Genomic DNA, 20,877 nt, shown 5'->3' with positions numbered 1-20,877 from the left:
GTCGCAACGACATCCGATAGTTCAGCAACACAATCGTCCACGATCGCAGCGGTGTTAGGTGAGGGTCAACGCGCACGCTCACGGTTACTGCGCAGTGCCGATTGTTGGATCCGCAAGCAACTTTTCGACAACTTCCCGGCGGGTTTTCGGACCTGCGCATCTGCTTGTCATGCTGATGGTCCCGCCGCTGGCATTGTCGTAATCGGCCCGCTCGACGTGCGGGTCGACGGTGGGAACGATGCGCGTCGGGCGGCCAGACCCAGAACCACCGCGGCAGGCATCAGGTCGGCAGATGCTACGCACTCACTCACAAGATGCATCGGGAGATGCGAGAGTCACTGTCGAATCGGCGACCCAGGGTGCCTGCGACCACTGCGGGCTGACTCTCTGTTTGGCACCGTACTGATCCCTCCGACCTGAACTCAGTTCCGGGTCACCACCATGGTGCCGGGCAGACCGTCTGCGTCATAGCTGCTCGAGAAAAGGACTCGCCGGATGATCGGCGTCATAGCGACCGGCGCTCAACGCATGTCAACAACGTCATCGGGACTCGCCAATTGCCTTCGTTGGTAGTGGGTGGCTACTGGGCTGATACGTGATCGACCCCGCCTTCCTGTATGTGTATGTGCGCGGAATTCTGGGGTGCATCGCATCGGCGGAACGCTCAATCTAAGAAAATGAGAGAAATCTAAGGTTTCGATAGTTGCGGCTGGCGCGTCGAGGGTGTGCTCGTGTCGAGCGTGGGGGCCGACGAGGCGATACGCTGCGTCGGATCGCGCAGGGGCCCACGCCCCGATGGAGTGAACCGTCGTTCGCGTCGTGGTTCGCGAGTGGGACAGATAGTCCCGCTCGACTACCCTTTGGGCGTGATGTTTCCGGTGAGCCCTGTGGCGCGGTACGCGGCCACGCTGATCGGACGCCTCCGTTGATCCAACACGGACTCGTGGTGCTGTTCGCCCTCTGTGCGGCCGTCTGCGCGGCTGTCGGGATCGTCGTGCGCCAGCGCGCGACCATCGATGTGCCGCCCGAACACGGTGTCAGCATTGTCATGCTGTCGACGTTGCTGAGCCGCCGGCTGTGGTGGGCCGGGACCGGCGCCGCCGTCGCGGGCTATGTCTTCCAGGCGCTGGCGTTGGCGCACGGCTCCCTGTTGATGGTGCAGCCGCTGCTGGTCTCGGCACTGCTGTTCGCGCTGCCGCTGAGTGCCCGCCAGGCGCACCGCCGGGTGACGCGCGGTGAGTGGTTGTGGGCCGGACTGCTCACCATCGGGCTGGCGGGATTCGTCGTGCTGGCGCGGCCGGAACGCGACGAACACCTGGCCCCACCTGGGGTTATCGTGCTGGTCGCCGCGGTGTGCGCCGCGGTGATCATCGGGTGTGTGCTGCTGGCGGTGCGGTGCAGCAGCTGGGCCCGCGCGGTGCTGCTGGCCGTCGGTGTCGGCGTGCTGTTCGGTGTCGTCGCGGTGGTGACCAAGGTCTTCATGGCGATCCTGCAGCAGCGGGGCTGGCTCGGCTTGCTGACGACGCCGGCGCCGTACCTCCTCATCATCTTGGGCGCGGTGGCGACGGTGCTGCAGCAGTCCGCCTTCCATGCCGGTGCGCTGCAGACGTCGGTGCCGACCATGCTCGTGCTCGAACCGGTGGTGGCTGTCGTGCTCGGCGCCCTGGTGCTCGGCGAGGGCTTCGACACGACCGGCGCCGAGGCGGTGGCGCTCGTGGCGTCGATCGGTGCCATGGCGGCGGCGACCATTGCCCTCGGCCGTGACGAGGGGGCGTACGAAACACAGGCGGGCGCGAAGGTGGCTCAGCCGCTCGCGGCGCCGCAGGTGCGATCGACCTCCGAGCGCTGAAACAATAGGTGTGGTTTCTCCCACAGCCGCTTCGGGCATATCGTTAGTTTTGCTAACGTTGTATTTGGCGACGCTGGTGATCTATTGATGAGGTTGTTATGTCGAACGAAGAAACCGTATTTACCGACGAGCTGACGCAGCGCATCGCTGACCTCTGCGCCGCCGACCCCCAACTTGCCGCCGCGCGCCCCCTCGCCGGGGTCGGCGCCGCCCTCGAAGAGCCCGGCATCCGGCTCCCCGAAATCATCCAGACGGTCATGGCCGCCTACGCCGACCGGCCCGCGCTCGGACAGCGCGCCGTCGAGTACGTCACCGACGCCGGCCGCACCGTCGCCCGGCTCCTGCCGCGCTACGACACCATCACCTATGGCGAGGTCTGGCGGCAGGTCCGGGCCCTCGACAACGCCCTGCTCGCCGGACCGGACGCTGTGGTGCCCGGCGACCGTGTCGCCATGCTCGGCTTCACGAGCGCCGAATTCACCATCATCGACACCGCGCTCGCGCGCGCCGGTGTCGTCGCCGTCCCGCTGCAGACCAGCGCACCGGCCGAACAGCTGCGCCCGATCGTCGACGAGACGGAACCCCGCGCGCTGTTCGCCGACATGAAGTTCCTCGACGACGCCGTCGAACTGGTTCTGGGTGCGGGTCCCGCGCTGACGCGGGTGGTGGTGTTCGACCACCACGCCGAGGTCGACGACGAGCGTGAGGCCGTCGAGCGGGCCACCGCACGGCTGGCCGAGCGCGGTGTCGTGGTCGAGACTCTTGCCGATCTGGTCGCACGCGGCGCCGCGCTGCCGGCCGTCGAGCCGGCGGTGTCCGCCGACGTGGACCCGCTGCTGGTGCTGATCTACACCTCCGGCAGCACCGGTACCCCCAAGGGTGCCATGTACCCCGAACGGCTCGTCACCAACGCGTGGCGGACCGGCCTGACGCACCAGCAGCCGGAGCTGCCGTCGATCGTCCTGAGCTTCCTGCCGATGAGCCACATGATGGGCCGCGGCACCGTCTACCGCACACTGGCCCACGGCGGCACCGTGTACTTCGCCGCCAAGAGTGACCTGTCGACCCTGCTGGAGGACATCGCACTGGTCCGGCCGACGCAGATGACCTTCGTGCCCCGGGTGTGGGAGATGATCCACCAGGAGGTGCAGAGCGAGGTCGACCGCCGGGCCCTCGACGGCGTCCCCGAGCAGCAGGTGCTCGACGAGCGCAGCCTCAGCCTGATCGGCGGGCGGCAGCTGGTCGCGATGACGGGGTCGGCGCCGATCTCGCAGGAGCTCAAGGCCTGGGTGCAGAAGTTCCTCGGGCTCGAGCTGCTGGAGGCCTACGGCTCGACCGAGGCCGGCGGTGTCATGGTCAGCGGCCACCTGAGCCGTCCCCCGGTGCTCGACTACAAGCTGGTCGACGTACCCGAACTCGGCTACCTGTCGACCGACCGTCCGCACCCGCGCGGCGAATTGCTCTTGAAATCAAGGGATTTGATCCCCGGCTACTACAAGCGTCCCGACGTCACCGCCGACGTATTCGATGCCGACGGGTTCTACCGCACCGGCGACATCGTCGCCGAGCTCGGTCCCGACCATCTGCAGTACCTCGATCGCCGCAACAACGTGCTGAAGCTGGCACAGGGCGAGTTCGTGACAGTGTCCAAGCTGGAAGCCGCCTTCGGCACCAGCCCGCTGATCCGCCAGATCTACGTGTACGGCAACAGTTCTCGCTCCTATCTGCTGGCCGTGATCGTGCCGACCGCGGAGGCATTGAGCGACGCCGGCGGTCCGGAGGCCTTGCGTCCCGCCCTGGCCGACGCGCTGCAGGCGGTGGCCCGCGAAGCCGGGCTGCAGTCGTACGAGGTGCCCCGCGACTTCATCGTCGAGACCGAACCGTTCTCGCTGGAGAACGGGCTGCTGACCGGTGTGCGCAAGCTGGCCTGGCCCAAGCTGAAGGCCCGGTACGGCGCCGAGTTGGAGCAGCTGTACAGCGAACTGGCCGAAGGACAGGCCGCCGAGCTGCGCGCGCTGCGGTCCTTGCGCGCCTCGGACGCGCCGGTGCTCGAAACCGTGCTGCGTGCTGTCGGAGCGACGCTGGGCGCCGCCGGCGCGGATCTGGCGGGCGACGCCCACTTCACCGATCTGGGCGGAGACTCGTTGTCCGCGTTGACCTTCGGCAACCTGCTCGAAGAAATCTTCGAGGTCGAGGTACCGGTCGGTGTGATCGTCAGCCCGGCCACCGACTTGGCCGGGGTGGCCGCCTACATCGAAGGGGAGCGCGCGCCGGGTAGCAAGCGGCCGACGTTCTCCACAGTGCACGGCAAGAACGCCACCGAGGCGCGGGCCGCGGACCTTACGCTGGACAAGTTCATCGACGCCGAGACCTTGGCCGCCGCCCCGTCGCTGCCGGGACCGGCTTCCGAGGTGCGGACCGTATTGCTCACGGGCGCAACCGGATTCCTGGGTCGCTACCTGGCGTTGGAGTGGCTGGAGCGCATGGACCTGGTGGACGGCAAGGTGATCGCCCTGGTCCGCGGCAAGTCCGACGCCGACGCCCGGGCCCGTCTCGACGCGACGTTCGACTCGGGCGATCCGAAGCTGCTGGCGCACTACCAGGCGCTGGCCGCCGATCACCTCGAAGTCATCGCCGGCGACAAGGGTGAGGCCAATCTCGGCCTGTCGCAGGAGGTTTGGCAGCGTCTGGCCGACGAGGTCGACTTCATCGTGGACCCGGCCGCACTGGTGAACCACGTGCTGCCGTACAGCGAGCTGTTCGGGCCCAACGCGCTGGGCACCGCTGAGCTGATCCGCATCGCCTTGACCACCCGGATCAAGCCATTCGCCTACGTCTCGACCATCGCGGTCGGCGGCGGTGTGGCGCCCGGGAAATTCGTCGAGGACGCCGACGTGCGCGTGATGAGTGCCGTGCGGTCGGTCGACGACAGCTACGCCAACGGCTACGGCAACAGCAAGTGGGCCGGCGAGGTCCTGCTGCGCGAGGCCAATGACCTTTGCGGACTGCCGGTTTCGGTGTTCCGCTGCGACATGATCCTGGCCGACACGACGTACGCGGGCCAGCTGAACCTGCCCGACATGTTCACCCGCATGATGTTCTCGCTGGTGGCCAGCGGCATCGCGCCGTACTCGTTCTACGAGCTCGGTGCCGACGGCAAGCGGCAGCGCGCCCACTACGACGGGTTGCCCGTCGAGTTCGTCTCCGAATCCATCTCGACCCTGGCTGTGCAGGTCGCGGCCGGCGAGTCCGACTCGACGTTCGAGACGTACCACGTCATGAACCCGTACGACGACGGCATCGGCATGGACGAGTTCGTCGACTGGCTGATCGAAGCCGGGTATCCTGTTGCCCGCGTTGACGATTACGCCGATTGGCTGGCGCGGTTCGAGACGGCGCTGCGCGGCCTGCCGGACCGTCAGCGCCAGGCGTCGCTGCTGCCGCTGCTGCACAACTACCAGCAGCCGAGCTACCCGGTGCCGGGGTCCATCGCCCCGGTCGAGCGGTTCCGCGCGGCGGTGCAGAACGCGAAAATCGGTGCGGACAAAGATATTCCGCACATCGGTGCGCCGGTGATCGTCAAGTACATCACCGATCTGCAGCTGCTCGGCCTGCTCTGAGCCGACCACTGTGATTTGTGCACGATTTTCCGCGGTGACCGCGGAAAATCGTGCACAAATCACAGGGAACTGGCAGGAAATCGCCGGAACAACGGCGGCCGCGCCAGCGTCATTCAATTAGTGGGGATGCAACGGGGCCTACCCCATTCGAGATTTCGATTTTTCGTGAGGTTTTTTCATGTCGATTGACCATGCCGAGAGCACTGCCGACGGGCTCGCCCGCCGGATCGCCGAATTGTCCGCCAATGATCCGCAGTTCGCCGCGGCCGTGCCATTGCAGTCGGTCGCCGAGTCGGTCGAAAAGCCCGGCATGCGACTGCCCGAGATCGTGAAGACCGTCATCGAGGGCTACGCCGACCGGACCGCCCTCGGGCAGCGCGCCGTCGAGTTCGTCACCGAGAACGGCCGCACCGTGGCCCGGCTGCTGCCGAAGTACGACACCATCACCTACGCCGAACTGTGGGACCGCATCCGCGCCGTCGCCGCCGCCCTGCACGCTGACGGTGTGAAGGCCGGCGACCGCGTCGCCATCCTCGGTTTCACCAGCACCGACTACACCGTCATCGACACCGCGCTCGGGCAGATCGGCGCCGTCTCGGTGCCGCTGCAGACCAGTTCCGCGGCGTCGTCGCTGCTGCCGATCGTCGCCGAGACCGAACCGGTGCTGATCGCGGTGAGCGCCGACTACGTGGCCGACGCCGTCGAACTCGCGGTCGGTGGCCCTGCACCGGCCCGCTTCCTGGTGTTCGACCACCACGCCGAGGTCGACGACGAACGCGACGCCATCGACCAGGCGCGCGACGCCCTGTCCGGCCTGAATGTCACGGTCGAGACCTTCGGCGACGTGCTGAGCCGCGGCCGCGAACTGCCGGACGCCCCGACCCCGGTCTCCGCAGAGGCCGACCCACTGGCGCTGCTGATCTACACGTCGGGCTCGACCGGTGCGCCCAAGGGCGCGATGTACCCCGAGAGCAACATGACGAGCTTCTGGCGGCGGGCCAGCACGGCGTGGTTCGGCCCCAGCGAGGCGTCGATCAACCTGGCGTTCATGCCGATGAGCCACGTCATGGGCCGCGGCATCCTGTACTCCAGCCTGGCCAACGGCGGCATCGTCTACTTCGCCGCCAAGAGCGACTTGTCCACTCTCCTCGAGGATTTCGCGCTGGCGCGGCCCACCGAGCTGAACCTGGTGCCCCGTGTGTGGGAGATGCTGTACCTGGAATTCCAGAGCCGCGTCGACAAGCTGGTGCCCGCCGGTGCCGGTGAGGCCGAGCGCGACGACATCGAGCAGCAGGTGATGGCCGACATGCGGCAGAACCTGATCGGTGGCCGCTACATAAAGGCGATGACCGGCTCGGCGCCCATCACCGACGAGCTCAAGGCGTGGGTCGAGAAGTTCCTCGGCATCCACCTGCTGGAGGGATATGGCTCCACCGAGGCCGGCATGGTCTTCTTCGACGGCGTCATCCAGCGCCCGCCGACCCTGGACTACAAGCTGGTCGATGTGCCCGACCTGGGCTACTACCTGACCGACCAGCCCTACCCGCGCGGTGAGCTGCTGGTGAAGACCCAGTACCTGTTCCCGGGCTACTACAAGAGGCCCGAGGTCACCGCGAGCGTCTTCGACGAGGACGGTTTCTACCGCACCGGCGACGTCGTCGCCGAAATCGGTCCCGACCAGATCCAGTACGTCGACCGTCGTAACAACGTGCTGAAGCTGGCGCAGGGCGAGTTCGTCACGCTGGCCAAGCTGGAGGCCGAATTCAGCAACAACAGCCCGCTGGTCCGGCAGATCTACGTCTACGGCAACAGCGCGCAGCCGTACCTGCTGGCCGTCGTGGTTCCGACCGAAGACGCCTTGGCCCGTTGGGATTCCGCAGAGCTGAAGCAGCGGATCAGCGATTCGCTGCAGGAGGTAGCCAAGGCCGCCGAGCTGCAGTCCTACGAGATCCCCCGCGACTTCATCATCGAGACCGAACCGTTCTCACTGGAGAACGGGCTGCTGACCGGCATCCGCAAGCTGGCCTGGCCGAAGCTCAAGGCGCACTACGGCCCGGCGCTGGAAGACCTGTACGTGAGCCTGGCCGCGGGACAAGCCGATGAACTCCGTGAGCTGCGGCAGCACGGCGCCGAAGGCCCGGCCCTGCCGACCGTCATCCGGGCGGCGAGCGCGCTGCTCGGCGCCTCCGGCGAGGTGTCGGCCGACGCCCACTTCACCGATCTCGGTGGAGACTCGTTGTCCGCGTTGACCTTCGGCAACCTGCTCGAGGAGATCTTCGGTGTCGAGGTGCAGGTCGGCATCATCGTCAGCCCCGCCAACGATCTGGCAGCGCTGGCCGCCTACATCGAGAACGAGCGCAGCGGCGGCGCCAAGCGTCCCAGCTTCAGCTCGGTGCACGGCAAGAACGCCGTCGAGGTGCGTGCCGCGGATCTGACGCTGGACAAGTTCCTCGACGCGGCGACGTTGGCTGCGGCGCCGTCGCTGCCGGGACCGGCTGCCGAGGTGCGAACTGTATTGCTCACCGGCGCAACCGGATTCCTGGGTCGCTATCTGGCGCTGGAGTGGCTGGAGCGCATGGATCTGGTCGACGGAAAGGTGATCGCCCTGGTGCGCGCCAAGTCCGACGACGAGGCCCGGGCGCGTCTGGATGCGACGTTCGACAGCGGTGACCCGAAGCTGCTGGCGCACTACCGGGCGCTGTCTGATCACCTCGAAGTCATCGCTGGTGACAAGGGCGACGAGAATCTGGGTCTGTCGCAGGAGGTTTGGCAGCGACTGGCCGACGAAGTCGACGTCATCGTCGACCCCGCCGCGCTGGTGAACCACGTGCTGCCGTACAGCGAGCTCTTCGGACCCAACGCGCTCGGCACCGCCGAGCTGATCCGCATCGCGCTGACCACCCGACAGAAGCCGTACATCTACGTCTCGACCATCGGCGTCGGTGACCAGCTGGCGCCGGGCACATTCACCGAAGAGGCCGACGTGCGCGTGATGAGCCCGGTGCGTGCCGTGCACGACGGTTACGCCAACGGCTATGGCAACAGCAAGTGGGCCGGTGAGGTGCTGCTGCGCGAGGCGAATGACCTTTGCGGACTGCCGGTTTCGGTGTTCCGCTGCGACATGATCCTCGCGGACACGTCGTACGCCGGGCAGCTCAACCTGCCGGACATGTTCACCCGCATGATGTTCTCGCTCGTGGCGACCGGCATCGCGCCGTACTCGTTCTACGAGCGGGACGCCGAGGGCAAGCGGCAGGCCGCGCACTACGACGGGCTGCCCGTCGAATTCATCGCCGAGGCCATCGACACGCTCGGCGTGCGGCCCGCGGGCGAGTTCGTCACCTATCACGTGATGAACCCGCACTCGGACGGCCTGGGCATGGACGAGTTCGTCGACTGGCTGATCGACGCCGGGTATTCCATTGCCCGCGTTGATGATTACGCCGAATGGCTGGCCCGCTTCGAGACCACCCTGCGGGCCCTGCCGGACCGGCAGCGCCAGGCGTCACTGCTGCCGCTGCTGCACAACTACCAGAAGCCGGAACACCCGCACAACGGCTCCATCGCACCGGTGGTCGTGTTCCGCGAGGCCGTGCAGGAGGCCAAACTGGGCCCGGACAAGGACATCCCGCACGTCACCGCGCCGGTGATCGTCAAGTACATCACCGACCTGCAGCTGCTCGGCCTGCTCTGACCCAGGGATTTGTGCACGATTTTCCGCGGTTGCCGCGGAAAATCGTGCACAAATCTTCAGGCGGCCTGCCTGAACAGCAGGGCATTCCGGATTTCGGCGAGCACTCGGTCGGGATATTCGGTCAGGTCGAGCCACGTGAACCGCAGGATCTGATAGCCGAGCAGTGAAATGGCGTTCTGCCGCTTTCGGTCGTTCTCGAAGTCGTCGGCACTGCTGTGATAGGCCCAGCCGTCGACTTCGATGGCGAGTTTTGCTGCCGGAAACACGACGTCGACCTTGTATCCGGCAACGGGACAGTTGGCCTTCCATCCCGTTATCTTGTTGCGGCGCAGTAGTTTTACGAATAGGCGTTCAGCTTGAGAGCGGGCCCCGTCTTCAGCGGCCAGCAACAGTATCCGAGCCGCGGGCGATCCGTGTCGTCCTTTGTTGCGCAGGTGCGCATCCCAGAGTTTCTTCAGCTCGACGTGTCGCTGCAACGCAGTGTCCATGAGTTTGGCGCCACCTCCGCGCCGCGTCGCGGCTTCGATGACGGTCAGTGGGAGTGCGGTGACTTGCAGTCCGCCGCGTTCGACGATGTCCTGTGGTAGCAGGTCGCGGCGGCGGACCCGGATGCCGTCGCGCTTGCGGTGATTGCTGACCTTCGGCACGGTGACTTCCACCTTCTCCGGCGCGTAGTGAGTGACGCCCAGCCACCATGCCGCGGCCAGTCCGCTGGCGGTGGCCGCCGGGCCGTAGGACCACACCGCACTGCGGACCCGGGCCGCATCGCTGAACGGACGATCGTCGACGAAGAACACCCCGGGGGCGCATCGCAGCCAGTGGCCGGAGCGGACTCTGCGGCTGATGGCGTCATCGCTGATCCCCGCGGTCAAGGCTTGGGCTCGGGTGATTACGCCATCGTGGCGGCGAAGGTAGTCGTCAAGCACACAGATTCGGACGTATGCGGTGGCTCCGCGGTTCCATCAACGGGGATTTGTGCACGATTTTCCGCGGCTGGCGCGGAAAATCGTGCACAAATCACTGGTTACGGGGCGATGAGGACACCCGCGTCGGATGCGGCGTGCTGCAGTTCGTAGATGTCGAGGTCGCCCCAGTCGTTGATCGGCCCGGTGTAGGAGCCCAGCCACGGCACCACACCGGGATCCGGTGCGACGCCGAGGTTGTAGGCCTGCATGCCGGGCAGGTGGTGCTCGAAGAAGTTACCGAGGATGTCCACCGCGAAGATGATGTCGTTGATCGGGTTCGGACCCCACAGCGCCGACGCGTTGAACAGCGGGTTCACCGCATCCGGGTCACCGATCATCACGATGTTGCCGTAGTGCGGCTTGCTGCCGCCGGTGGGGTCGTAGGCCGCCATGAACGGCTGCAACCCCGGCAGGTCGGTGGAGAAGTACGCCGCGGTGTCGCCGTAGGTCTCGATGTTCACGAAGTTCGAGTTGATGCCGTTGCCCGGGACGGAGGTGTTGAGGCCGGGCCCTTCGAAGCCGATGCCGCCGCGGCCCGTCTTCTGCGCGACGAACTGCGCTTCCCAACCACCCAGCGAGTGACCGGTGACGAAGATGTCGTCGGTGGTGTAGCCCTGCTCGAGGGCCGCTGCTTCGACCTTGCGCTCGAACGCGAGCGAGTCCCAGAACGCCTGCGGCGTGGTGTGGGTGAAGATGACCTGCATGTCCGTGAAGATCTGCGACAGCGCGATCAGCGGGTGGAACAGCAGATTGGTGCCGCCAGTCGTGCCCTGGTAGGCGACGATGATCTGGCCCTCGGGCGTCACCCACGCCTTGCCGACGGCGCCGGACAGCGGATTGAACGTCTGCATCTGAAAACCGTTGACGGTGAACGGCTTCAGATCACCCGGCTGGGCGCCGAGCACGTAGGCGTTGGCCGAGGCGTTGAGGAACTGCTCCACCGTCGGGGTGTCGCCGCTGGTCGGCCCGGTATAGGTCAGCTCGGGGACGACGGGCGCCGCGGTGGGGGTCTTGCTCAGCCCGAGCATGTCCTCGATGCGGCGGAAGCCCGCGAACAGCGCCTCGGAGATGGGCGACCAGTTGAACGGGCTCTTCGGGCCGCTCTGCGAGACCGTCAGGTCCAGCACCTGCAAGACGGTGTTGATGATGCGGCCAGGCAGCTGGATGATCTTCGCGATCGGGTTCAGCGGCTGCGGTGGCGTTGGCGTCGTCAGGGTGCCGACGGTGTTGTTGGCCGCGGACAGGGCGGCGAGCCGGGTGATCGGCGCGGGCGTCTTCGCCGGAGCGGGGGCGGTGGCGTCGGCTACCGGAGTCGGTGCAGCGGCCACTGGGGAACTGACCGTCGCGTCCTTGGCCGGAGCGCTCGCGGTGGCGGTCTGGAGCTTCGGCGCCTTCTTGCCGTCGCCTGCGGGCTTGACCGAATCGGACCCGTTCTTCGCCGGTTTGGCGGCCGGCTTGGGGTCGGGTTTCGCGGCCGGCTTCGGGTCCGGTTTGGCTTCCGGATCCACGCCGGACTTGGGGTCGGTGGCCGACGTGTCGGTCGCCGCGTCCGGCTTGGTGCCGGACGCGGCGGACTTGCCCGCGTCGGGTTCGGTCTTGCCGGCCTTCTTACCGGGCTTCTTCTTGTCCTTCTTGTCGGTGTTCGCCGGCTTGGGTTTGGCGGGGCCGGGCTTCTGCGGTCCGGACTGGCTGGTCGAGGTGCCTGGCGAATCGGTTGTCCCGGTCTCGGCCCAGGCGACGTTCTGGCTGGTCGCCGCTGCGATACCCATGGCCGCGGCGATCACTGCCAGGCGGTACCGACCGGATTTACGCAGACTGAGCCCCGACTGTGTCCCCACAGGTGTCCCCTTTGACATCCCTGGTGCCCGCCCGCGCGTGCACGAATCTGACGACACTATGACATCGGGTGATGTCAGTCACGATCAGGTTTGCCAAAGTCGTGGATCACTGCGCAGAGGTCAGCGCACCCGCGCCGCCACCGCCTCGGGCATGGGTTCGTAGCGGGCGAAGGAGCGGGTGAAGGACCCCGCGCCGTGCGACAACGACCGCAGTTCGATCGGGTACCGGGTCAGCTCGATCTCGGGAATCTCGGCGTCGATGCCGGTGCAGGAGTCACCGGCGGTGTCGGTCCCGAGTACGCGGCCGCGCCGTCCGGACAGGTCGCTCATCACCGCGCCGACCATCTCGTCGGGCACCACGATGTGGACGCTGTCGATGGGCTCGAGCAGATTCACCGATGCGGCGGCGGCCGCCTCGCGCAGCGCCAGCCCGCCTGCGAGTTGAAAGGCGTAATCCGACGAGTCCACGCTGTGCGCCTTGCCGTCCAGCAGGGTCACGCGGATGTCGACCATCGGGTATCCGCAGATGCCCCGATCCATCTGGGCGCGAACGCCTTTCTCCACGCTCGGGATGAACTGCCGCGGCACCGCACCGCCGACGACCTTGTCGACGAACTCGAATCCGGCCCCCTCCGGAAGCGGTTCGACGGTGATGTCACACACCGCGAACTGCCCGTGGCCGCCGGACTGCTTGACGTGCCGACCGTGGCCTTTCGCGTTGCCGCCGAACGTTTCTCGCAGCGGGACGCGCAGTTCCGTGGTGTCGACCGCGACGCCGAACCGCCGCGACAGCGCGTCCAGGACCACCGCGGAATGGGCTTCGCCCATGCACCACAACACGATCTGGTGGGTCTGCGGGTTCTGCTCGATGCGCAGCGTCGGATCCTCGGCGGACAGCCGGGTCAACCCCACCGACAGCCTGTCCTCATCGGTCTTGGCGTGCGGCACGATCGCCATCGGGAGCAGCGGCGCGGGCATGGTCCACGGCCGGCACACCAGCGGGGAAGCCTTGTCCGACAGGGTGTCCCCGGTCTCGGCGCACGTCAGCCGCGCGATGGCGCAGATGTCGCCGGCGATCACCTCGGCCGCCGGGCGTTGCTTGCGGCCCAACGGAAACGACAGCGCGCCGACGCGCTCGTCCTCGTCGTGGTCCTCGTGCGCGGCGCATCCGGCGGCGGGATCGGCGAACGAATTGAAATGGCCCGACACGTGAACCGTCGTGTCGGGCCTGATGGTGCCGGAAAATACCCGGACCAGACTGACCTTGCCGACGTACGGGTCCGACGTCGTCTTCACCACCTCTGCCAACAGCGGGGCGGCGTGATCGCAGGCGGGCGCGGACTTCTCCACACCGGCCGGGGTGAACACCTGCGGCGGTACATGCTCTGGGGGAGAAGGGAACCCGCGGGCGATGACGTCGAGCAGTTCGGCAGCTCCGGTACCGGTGGTGCTGCACACCGGGATCACCGGGAAGAACGAGCCGCGGGCCACGGCGCGCTCGAGGTCGGCGACCAGCACCGCGTTGTCGATCTGTTCGCCGCCCAGGTACCGCTCCATCAACGTCTCGTCCTCGGACTCCTCGATGATGCCCTCGATCAACGTGGCATCGTCCGCCAGAAGCGAGACGAGCCCGTCCCCCTCGGGCAGGTACAGCGGAATCACCTTGTCCCCGAACGATTCCTGCGCGGACTGCACCGCCCCGGCGAACGCCGCGCGGGCGTGGTCGAGTTTGGTCACCACGACGGCGCGCGGCATCCCGACGTCAGCGCATTCGCGCCACAGCGCCTTGGTGGCAGCGTCCACCACATCGTTGGCGGCCATCACGAACAACGCGCAATCGGCAGCGCGGAGGCCGGCCCGCAGTTCGCCGACGAAATCGGCGTAGCCCGGGGTATCGAGCAGGTTGATCTTCACCGCCCCGTGCTGAAGCGAGGCGAGCGCCAGGCCCACCGACCGCTGCTGCTCGACTTCGGCCGGCTCGTGATCGCAGACCGTGGTGCCGTCCAGCACCGTCCCGGCCCGCGTCAGCACGCCGGCATGCAGCAGCAGTGCCTCGACAAGGGTGGTCTTGCCGGACCCAGATGGCCCCACCAGGACCACATTTCGGATCGCGGCCGGACTGTCCGCACTGGGCGCGGCTCCGGATGAGCTATTCGACTTGTCGGCCATGGCGTGCCCCTATCGACGACTCACGTCCACCATGCTCCTGTCGCAACCGTCGGCACAAGACTCAAGCCCTCAGGCGTGCCACGAACTCCATCTGCTGATCGCGACACGGATCACCGGGCCGTCCAGCGCCACCCGGTCGTACTGGTGGTACTTGGCGCGCAGCAGCGAGTAACCGATCGCCATCTCGTCGCCACTGGGGTGCACGGTGGCGATGCCGTCGGCCCGGGCCCACCAGAGGTGCGACCAGTCGTCGTCGTATTCCTCGGCGAGCAGACTCACCCGCGGGTTGGCCGCGATGTTGTCCAGCCGCCGCAGATGCTGCGTCGACTTCCGCTTGGCGTCCACCGCCGTATAGAGCCGGTCCCCGCTGACCGCGAAAACCACGGGGACGACGTGCGGCTGGCCCTCGCCGGACACCGTCGCCAGCACCGCAACGGGCGTGGCGGAGAACAGGGCGGCGGGATCGGTCATCAGCGGTGGCGTGGGTTCGGGGCGACGCTCATGGGCATGCGCGTCACGTTGATCTCCGGCGGACGCGTCGGTGCGGGCGGCGCGGCCGGTGCGTGGTACGCCGGGGGCGCCGCGGCCGGAGGCGGTTCGGCCGGCGGTGGGGGAGGCGGCGGCGGAGCGGGAGTCGACGAGGTCGACGGGGCCGGCGTCGTCGTGGTGGTGGTCGTCGTCGTGGCGCTGGGTTCCACCGGTGCCTCGTCGGCGCCGGAATCCCGGCGGGTGGCCAGGACCACCAGTGAGACGACGAGAGCGATCACCGCGACGGTGACGACGATCAGCAGCAGGCGGGCGTCTTTCCTGCGGTACCAGGGTGGCGGCGGCTCGCGGAACCGCCAGGTGTCGGTGTTGAACGCGTCGAAGGTGTCGCCCGTCGGCTCCGGTTCGGGGATGACGAACGAGCCGGTCGTCGGGCCGGCAAACGGTCCCGTGCCGTGCGGCCCCGGGTCGACGGCGCGGAACGGATCGGTGTCCGGGTCGTCGTCCGGCTCCTCGGCGGCTGATTCCAGCACGCCACCCGGCGATAGTTCGCGCTCTGGGTCGTCGCTGTCAGCCACCTCCCAGATGCTAGGGGTGGGTCGCGCCAATTGCTCGGTATCGGCGCGCGTGTCCGCGCTTTAGACGTCCTTGACCGGTTCGATGCCCAGATCCCGGTAGCTGACCAGTGCGGCAAACGGCACCCCGCGCTTGGCGAAACGCTCGGTGGCGATGTCGCCGCGGTCGACCATCGGGATGACACCGGTGACCACCGCGCCGAGGGAGGTGACACGTTCGTAGGCGATCTCGGTGGAGCCGCCGGTGCTGATCACGTCGTCGACGAGCAGCACGCGGGTGCCCGGTTCGATGCGGGTGCCGTCGATCCACTGCTCGCGGCCGCGGGCCTTCTGTTCCTTGCGGACCGAGAACCAGGCCTTGCCGGTGACCATCGCGACGCCGTGCGCCAGCGGGTCGGCACCCATGGTCAGGCCGCCGACGGCGTCGAACTCGATACCGCGCAGCGCGGCGAGTTCCGCCACCGCCTTGCTGACGATCGTCAGGCTGACGCCGTTGTCGACGGCGTACTTGCCGTCGATGTAGTCGTGGCTCAGCTGCCCGCTGGCCAGCCGGAACGGCTCCTCACGGCGCTCGTAGCCGCGGGTGCGGATCAGGTCGAATGCGGCTTCCCAGCTCTCCGGGCGATCAGACATGATGCGAATCCTAAACCTGACGGGACAGTCGAGCCAATTCGACTGTCGCGGAACGTAATTCGTCGATGGATTGGAGTGGCTGTGCATAGCCGACCCGGGTGTAGGCCATGCCGCGGGCGGTGTCGACCCGTAAGTCCAGGCCGTAGCGGTCGGCGCCGGTACAGGTCGCCGACTCGGTGTCGGGGTAGCCGCCCAGAACCCGGGCCATGGCCGCCAGCGAGTCGGCATGGTCGGCGTTCAGGTGCGCGATGGCCCCGGCGGCCGACGGCGTCACCGGATCCGGCTGGGCCGCAGCGTAATCCGCGCCCGTGGTGGAGTCCATGCGGCCGTAGCCGCCGACCCACCGGACCCGGTCGACGTGCAGCACCCACAGGGCGAAGTCGGTGTAGTCGATGTAGTACTTCGCGGCCGGCACCGCCGCGACATGGGCGTCCCGGGCGGCGTCGCGTTCGGCACCCTCCGGCCGCGCCACCCGGCCGGCCAAGGTCACCCGGCCACCGGCCAGCGGATCCTTGTCGGTGCTGGCCGCGATGATCGAGATGCTGGCCCGCTGATCGCCGGCGAGGTTGCGGCCGTGCTCGGCAAGATTCGAGACGCACAGCACCGGCGAACCGCCGAGCAGTCCATACGTGACCATCGACGCCCACGGATCGCCGTCGGCCGTCAGGGTGGCCAGGGTTCCGGTGTTGGTCGACGCCGCGATGGTGCGGGCCTCTTCGGCGGCCGAGGGCCGGGTCGCGTTGACGATTTCGGCCAGCGGCGGCGGGATTGTCGGAGCATCACCTGGGTCGCCATGATCGCGTGTCGCCACGTTTGCACCCTACCCAGGCGCGGGTACGTTGGTTGACGATGGACGCCTCCAACGGTGGCGTGGAACATCCAAGCGCCGCAGACTTCGGACATGCGCGAGTCCTCCCCGAGGACCGCACCTGGTTCAAGCACGCGGTTTTCTATGAGGTGTTGGTCCGCGCCTTCTACGACTCAGACGCCGACGGCTCAGGTGACCTCCGAGGTCTCACCGAGCGACTCGACTATTTGAAATGGCTTGGTGTCGACTGTATTTGGTTGCCACCGTTCTACGACTCGCCGCTGCGTGACGGCGGTTACGACATCCGTGACTTCTACAAGGTGCTGCCGGAGTTCGGCACCGTCGACGACTTCGTCGCTTTGCTGGATGCCGCGCACAAGCGCGGCATCCGCGTCATCACCGACCTGGTGATGAACCACACCTCGGATGCGCACGCCTGGTTCCAGGAATCCCGCCGCGACCCGGCCGGGCCCTACGGCGACTACTACGTCTGGAGTGATACCAGCGAGAAGTACCAGGACGCGCGCGTCATCTTCGTCGACACCGAGGAGTCCAACTGGACCTTCGACGCGGTGCGCAAGCAGTTCTACTGGCACCGTTTCTTCTCCCATCAGCCCGACCTGAACTACGAGAACCCCGCGGTGCAGGAAGCGATGATCGACGTGCTGCGCTTCTGGCTGGGTCTGGGCATCGACGGATTCCGGCTGGATGCGGTGCCGTACCTGTTCGAGCGGGAGGGCACCAACTGCGAGAACCTGCCGGAGACGCACGCCTTCCTCAAGCGCTGCCGCAAGGTGATCGACGACGAATTCCCGGGCCGGGTGCTGCTGGCCGAGGCCAATCAGTGGCCGGCGGACGTCGTCGCCTACTTCGGTGATCCCGAGACCGGTGGCGACGAATGCCACATGGCGTTCCATTTCCCGCTGATGCCAAGGATTTTCATGGCAGTGCGCCGGGAGTCCCGGTTCCCGATCTCGGAGATCCTGGCCCAGACGCCGCCGATCCCCGACCTCGCGCAGTGGGGCATCTTCCTCCGCAATCACGACGAGCTCACGTTGGAGATGGTCACCGACGAAGAGCGCGACTACATGTACTCCGAGTACGCCAAGGATCCGCGGATGAAAGCCAACGTCGGCATCCGCCGGCGCCTGGCCCCGCTGCTCGAGAACGACCGCAACCAGACCGAGCTGTTCACCGCGCTGCTGTTGTCGCTGCCCGGTTCCCCGGTGCTGTACTACGGCGACGAGATCGGGATGGGCGACATCATCTGGCTGGGTGACCGCGACGGCGTGCGCACCCCGATGCAGTGGTCGGCCGACCGCAACGCCGGGTTCTCCACCGCCAACCCCGGCCGGCTCTACGTCCCGCCGAGCCAGGACCCGGTGTACGGCTATCAGGCGGTGAACGTCGAAGCCCAGCGCGACACCACGAATTCCCTGCTCAACTGGACGCGCACCATGCTCGCGGTGCGGCGGCGGCACGACGCGTTCGCCGTCGGCTCGTTCCGGGAACTCGGTGGTTCCAATCCGTCGGCGCTCACCTATGTCCGCGAGCTCGTGCGAGACGATGGTGAGGCTGACACTGTTTTGTGCGTCAACAATCTGTCCCGTTTTCCCCAGCCGATCGAACTGAACCTGCAGCATTGGAACGGCTACACACCGGTCGAACTGACCGGCCAGGTCGAATTCCCCCGCATCGGGGAACTGCCCTACCTGTTGACACTGCCGGGGCATGGTTTCTACTGGTTCTCGTTGCGTGCGCCCGTCGGTGAGGAGCCGTGATGGATCCACAGTTGACCGAATACCTGACCCAGCAGCGCTGGTACGCCGGCCGCAACCGAGAGCTGGCCGATGCCGAACCGGCGTTGGTGGTGGCGCTGCGCGAGGACATCGACCTGGTGCTGCTCGACGTCAGCTACGACGACGGCCCCGGCGAGCGGTATCAGCTGGTGCTGCGTCAAGGCGACGGCGAGGTCGGTGACGCGCTGGGTGACCCGAAAGTCGCGAACCTGCTGCTACGCCTGATCGCCGATTCGGCGACGGTCGGTCCGGTCTCATTCGCCGCGGAGCCCGACGCCGAGTTGCCCGCGGGCGAGACGGCGCGCGTGATGGGCGCCGAACAGAGCAACACCAGCGTCGTGTTCGACGAAGCCGCCATCCTCAAGCTGTTCCGTCGCGTGACGTCCGGAGTGAATCCCGACATCGAGCTCACCCGGGTTCTCGGCCGGGCCGGCAGCCCGCATGTGGCGCCGCTGTTAGGGACGATGTCGCTGGACGGCGGACCGGAGACGGCGCTGGGCATGCTGGCCCGCTTCGCCGACAACGCCGCCGAGGGCTGGGACATGGCCGTCGCCAGCACCCGGGATCTGTACGCCGAGGGTGACCTGTACGCCAACGAGGTGGGTGGTGATTTCGCCGGTGAGTCGGAGCGGCTGGGCCAGTCCGTCGCCGCGGTGCACGCCACGCTGGCCGCCGAACTCGGCACCGCCACGGCGCTGTTTCCCGTCGAGACCATGCTGGAGCGGCTGGCCGCGGTGACCGCGTCGGTGCCGCAGGTCCGCGAGTATGCCGCGGCCATCGAGAGTCGCTACCGCGCGCTGGAGGGGCAGCCGATCACGGTGCAACGGATCCACGGTGACCTGCATCTGGGCCAGGTGCTGCGCACCCCCGAGACCTGGCTGCTGATCGACTTCGAAGGCGAACCCGGGCAGTCCCTGGATCAGCGCCGCGCCCCCGACTCACCGTTGCGGGACGTCGCGGGGATGCTGCGGTCCTATCAGTACGCGGCGTTCCAGCGGCTGACCGAGGGCGGCGGCAACGAACAGCGCCGCAAGCAGCTCGCCGCCCGCGCCCGCGAATGGGCCGACCGCAACCGGGCGGCGTTCTGCGCCGGCTATGCCGAGGGCGGCGGCACCGAACCCGATGCGGAACTGCTGGCCGCCTACGAACTCGACAAGGCGGTCTACGAAGCGGGGTACGAGGCCCGGCACCGGCCGCACTGGCTGGACCTGCCGCTGGGCGCCATCGCGAACATCGTCAGCGGTTAGGTCATTGCCTTGACGGCGGCCTGAGCCGGCTTCGGGGTCCAGTCGGAGCGGTAGACGCCGATGGATTCCTCGGGGTTCGAGCTGCCGGTGACGCGGTCGCGCGTGGTGTAGATGTACGACGGACCGGCGTAGGGCAGCGTGCGCCACTTGGCCAGGAAGTCGCGGATGTAGTCGGCCTGGGTGGCCTCGTCGACGGCAGAGTTGGGCTCGCCGTACTCGGTGGCCCAGATCTTCTTGCCGCCGTCACCATTGGCCGCCATGGCCTGATGGATGCCGTCGGTCTGGCTCAGCGGTGAGTTGGGCACTCCGGCGCCGGCCGAGAACTTCAGGTTGTAGTGGTACGGGTGGAACGACAGCGCGTCGAACGAACCGGCCGCTCCGGCGGCGTACATGCGCTGGATGAAGGTCACGGGGTCCAGGGTCAGCGAGCCGAACGACACGACCGCGCCGACCACACCGCCGATGACGACGGCGCCACGATCGGCGGCCTTGATCCTCGGGTACGACGCCTTGAGCATGTCGGCGTAGACGGCGGGCTCCGGGCCCTGCGGGCCGGACGTCCAGGACATCACGGCGTTGGGCTCGTTCCAGATCTCATAGGCGTCCACGCGGCCCCGGTAATGCGCGGCCACCGCGCCGGCGAAATCGCCGTACACCGCGGCCGAGGCCGGCGGGCTGCTGATCGGGATGGCGCCCGGCGCCACGGCCCAGGCCGGCGTCGCGACGATGGCGCCGACGACCGACATGTGGCGGGCATTGGCCGCACCGACGACGGTGTCGACCTGGCCCCAGTTGAAGCTGCCCTGGGTGCCCTCGATGCCGGCCCACGGAATGATGATGCGGACGGTGCGCACACCGGTCGCCGACATCAGGTCGAAGGTGTGGTTGATGTCGTCGGCGTTCATACCGTAGACGTCGGAATCGGCGAAGCCGACGCTGCTGGCCGACTGGCTGATGCCCGTCGGGATGAACGGAATGGTGGCCGGGGAATTGGCCAGGGTTTCGGTGGCGGCGGCGGAAACTGCCGCGACGGTGAAGACTGCTGCAGCGATCTTGAGGGCGTTGCGCAACGTTCGTTCCAATCTTGTGGCCGTGATCTGCCGATTGGCTCGAACCTAACAGCAATTCAGGCGGAAGCAGGCAGGACCGAGCGATACAGCGCGGGGTCGACGATCATGTCCACGCGGCCGAACC

13 protein-coding genes are annotated in these 20,877 nt (G+C 67.4%); 5 read left to right on the top strand and 8 right to left on the bottom strand.

All coding sequences use genetic code 11. The features are described from left to right. Window positions 1-925: 925 nt before the first annotated feature. The 3 genes from ACJEIK_RS28150 (at window position 926) to car (ACJEIK_RS28140) (ending at window position 9,163) form a co-directional block, all read left to right on the top strand. On the top strand, window positions 926-1,849 hold the full coding sequence (locus tag ACJEIK_RS28150) for a DMT family transporter (protein WP_409430712.1): 924 nt from the start codon (window positions 926-928) through the stop codon (window positions 1,847-1,849). 98 nt (window positions 1,850-1,947) lie between these two features. Further along, a complete protein-coding gene (car, locus tag ACJEIK_RS28145) occupies window positions 1,948-5,469 on the top strand; it encodes a carboxylic acid reductase (protein WP_409430711.1) in 3,522 nt (1,173 codons plus the stop codon). A 178-nt stretch (window positions 5,470-5,647) separates the two neighbouring features. Beyond that, complete coding sequence (gene car, locus ACJEIK_RS28140; protein ID WP_409430710.1) at window positions 5,648-9,163, top strand: carboxylic acid reductase; 3,516 nt, start codon at window positions 5,648-5,650, stop codon at window positions 9,161-9,163. Window positions 9,164-9,219: 56 nt separating this feature from the next. Here car (ACJEIK_RS28140) and ACJEIK_RS28135 read toward each other — a convergent pair whose 3' ends face one another. The 7 genes from ACJEIK_RS28135 to ACJEIK_RS28105 all read right to left on the bottom strand — a co-directional run bounded on the left by ACJEIK_RS28135 (window position 9,220) and on the right by ACJEIK_RS28105 (window position 16,640). After that, window positions 9,220-10,089: a type IV toxin-antitoxin system AbiEi family antitoxin domain-containing protein gene (locus ACJEIK_RS28135; RefSeq protein ID WP_135356346.1), complete on the bottom strand. Its 870-nt coding sequence runs from the start codon at window positions 10,087-10,089 to the stop codon at window positions 9,220-9,222. A 98-nt stretch (window positions 10,090-10,187) separates the two neighbouring features. Further along, the gene (locus ACJEIK_RS28130) at window positions 10,188-11,966 is read right to left on the bottom strand and encodes a hypothetical protein (RefSeq protein WP_409430709.1); all 1,779 of its coding nucleotides are present in this window, start codon (window positions 11,964-11,966) and stop codon (window positions 10,188-10,190) included. Between the two features lie 120 nt (window positions 11,967-12,086). Then, on the bottom strand, window positions 12,087-14,135 hold the full coding sequence (locus ACJEIK_RS28125) for an elongation factor G (RefSeq protein ID WP_409430708.1): 2,049 nt from the start codon (window positions 14,133-14,135) through the stop codon (window positions 12,087-12,089). A 69-nt stretch (window positions 14,136-14,204) separates the two neighbouring features. Further along, a complete protein-coding gene (locus ACJEIK_RS28120; RefSeq protein ID WP_061002696.1) occupies window positions 14,205-14,606 on the bottom strand; it encodes a TIGR03668 family PPOX class F420-dependent oxidoreductase in 402 nt (133 codons plus the stop codon). Further along, entirely contained in the window at window positions 14,606-15,199 is a 594-nt protein-coding gene (locus ACJEIK_RS28115; protein ID WP_061010110.1) for a hypothetical protein, read from the bottom strand. The genes ACJEIK_RS28120 and ACJEIK_RS28115 overlap by 1 nt, the downstream gene beginning before the upstream one ends. A 60-nt stretch (window positions 15,200-15,259) precedes the next feature. Continuing rightward, window positions 15,260-15,829 (bottom strand): orotate phosphoribosyltransferase, encoded by a 570-nt coding sequence (locus ACJEIK_RS28110; protein ID WP_409430707.1) that lies wholly within the window; start codon window positions 15,827-15,829, stop codon window positions 15,260-15,262. Between the two features lie 10 nt (window positions 15,830-15,839). Next, complete coding sequence (locus tag ACJEIK_RS28105) at window positions 15,840-16,640, bottom strand: HugZ family protein (RefSeq protein WP_409430706.1); 801 nt, start codon at window positions 16,638-16,640, stop codon at window positions 15,840-15,842. Window positions 16,641-16,678: 38 nt separating this feature from the next. Between ACJEIK_RS28105 and treS the strand changes: the two genes are divergently transcribed. Together treS and ACJEIK_RS28095 are read left to right on the top strand one after the other, a co-directional pair. Beyond that, window positions 16,679-18,418 (top strand): maltose alpha-D-glucosyltransferase, encoded by a 1,740-nt coding sequence (gene treS, locus ACJEIK_RS28100; protein WP_135355617.1) that lies wholly within the window; start codon window positions 16,679-16,681, stop codon window positions 18,416-18,418. Further along, on the top strand, window positions 18,418-19,683 hold the full coding sequence (locus ACJEIK_RS28095) for a maltokinase N-terminal cap-like domain-containing protein (protein ID WP_133426226.1): 1,266 nt from the start codon (window positions 18,418-18,420) through the stop codon (window positions 19,681-19,683). Before treS ends, ACJEIK_RS28095 begins: the two co-directional genes overlap by 1 nt. Here the strand turns inward: ACJEIK_RS28095 and ACJEIK_RS28090 are convergent. Then, the gene (locus tag ACJEIK_RS28090; protein ID WP_409430705.1) at window positions 19,680-20,765 is read right to left on the bottom strand and encodes a cellulase family glycosylhydrolase; all 1,086 of its coding nucleotides are present in this window, start codon (window positions 20,763-20,765) and stop codon (window positions 19,680-19,682) included. The genes ACJEIK_RS28095 and ACJEIK_RS28090 overlap by 4 nt on opposite strands. Between the last annotated feature and the right edge of the window lie 112 nt (window positions 20,766-20,877).

This window comes from Mycobacterium sp. SMC-16 (assembly GCF_046250085.1).
GTDB lineage: Bacteria > Actinomycetota > Actinomycetes > Mycobacteriales > Mycobacteriaceae > Mycobacterium > Mycobacterium phocaicum.
Note: the sequence above shows the minus strand (reverse complement) of the source record. Positions and strands in the feature narration are given on the sequence as shown.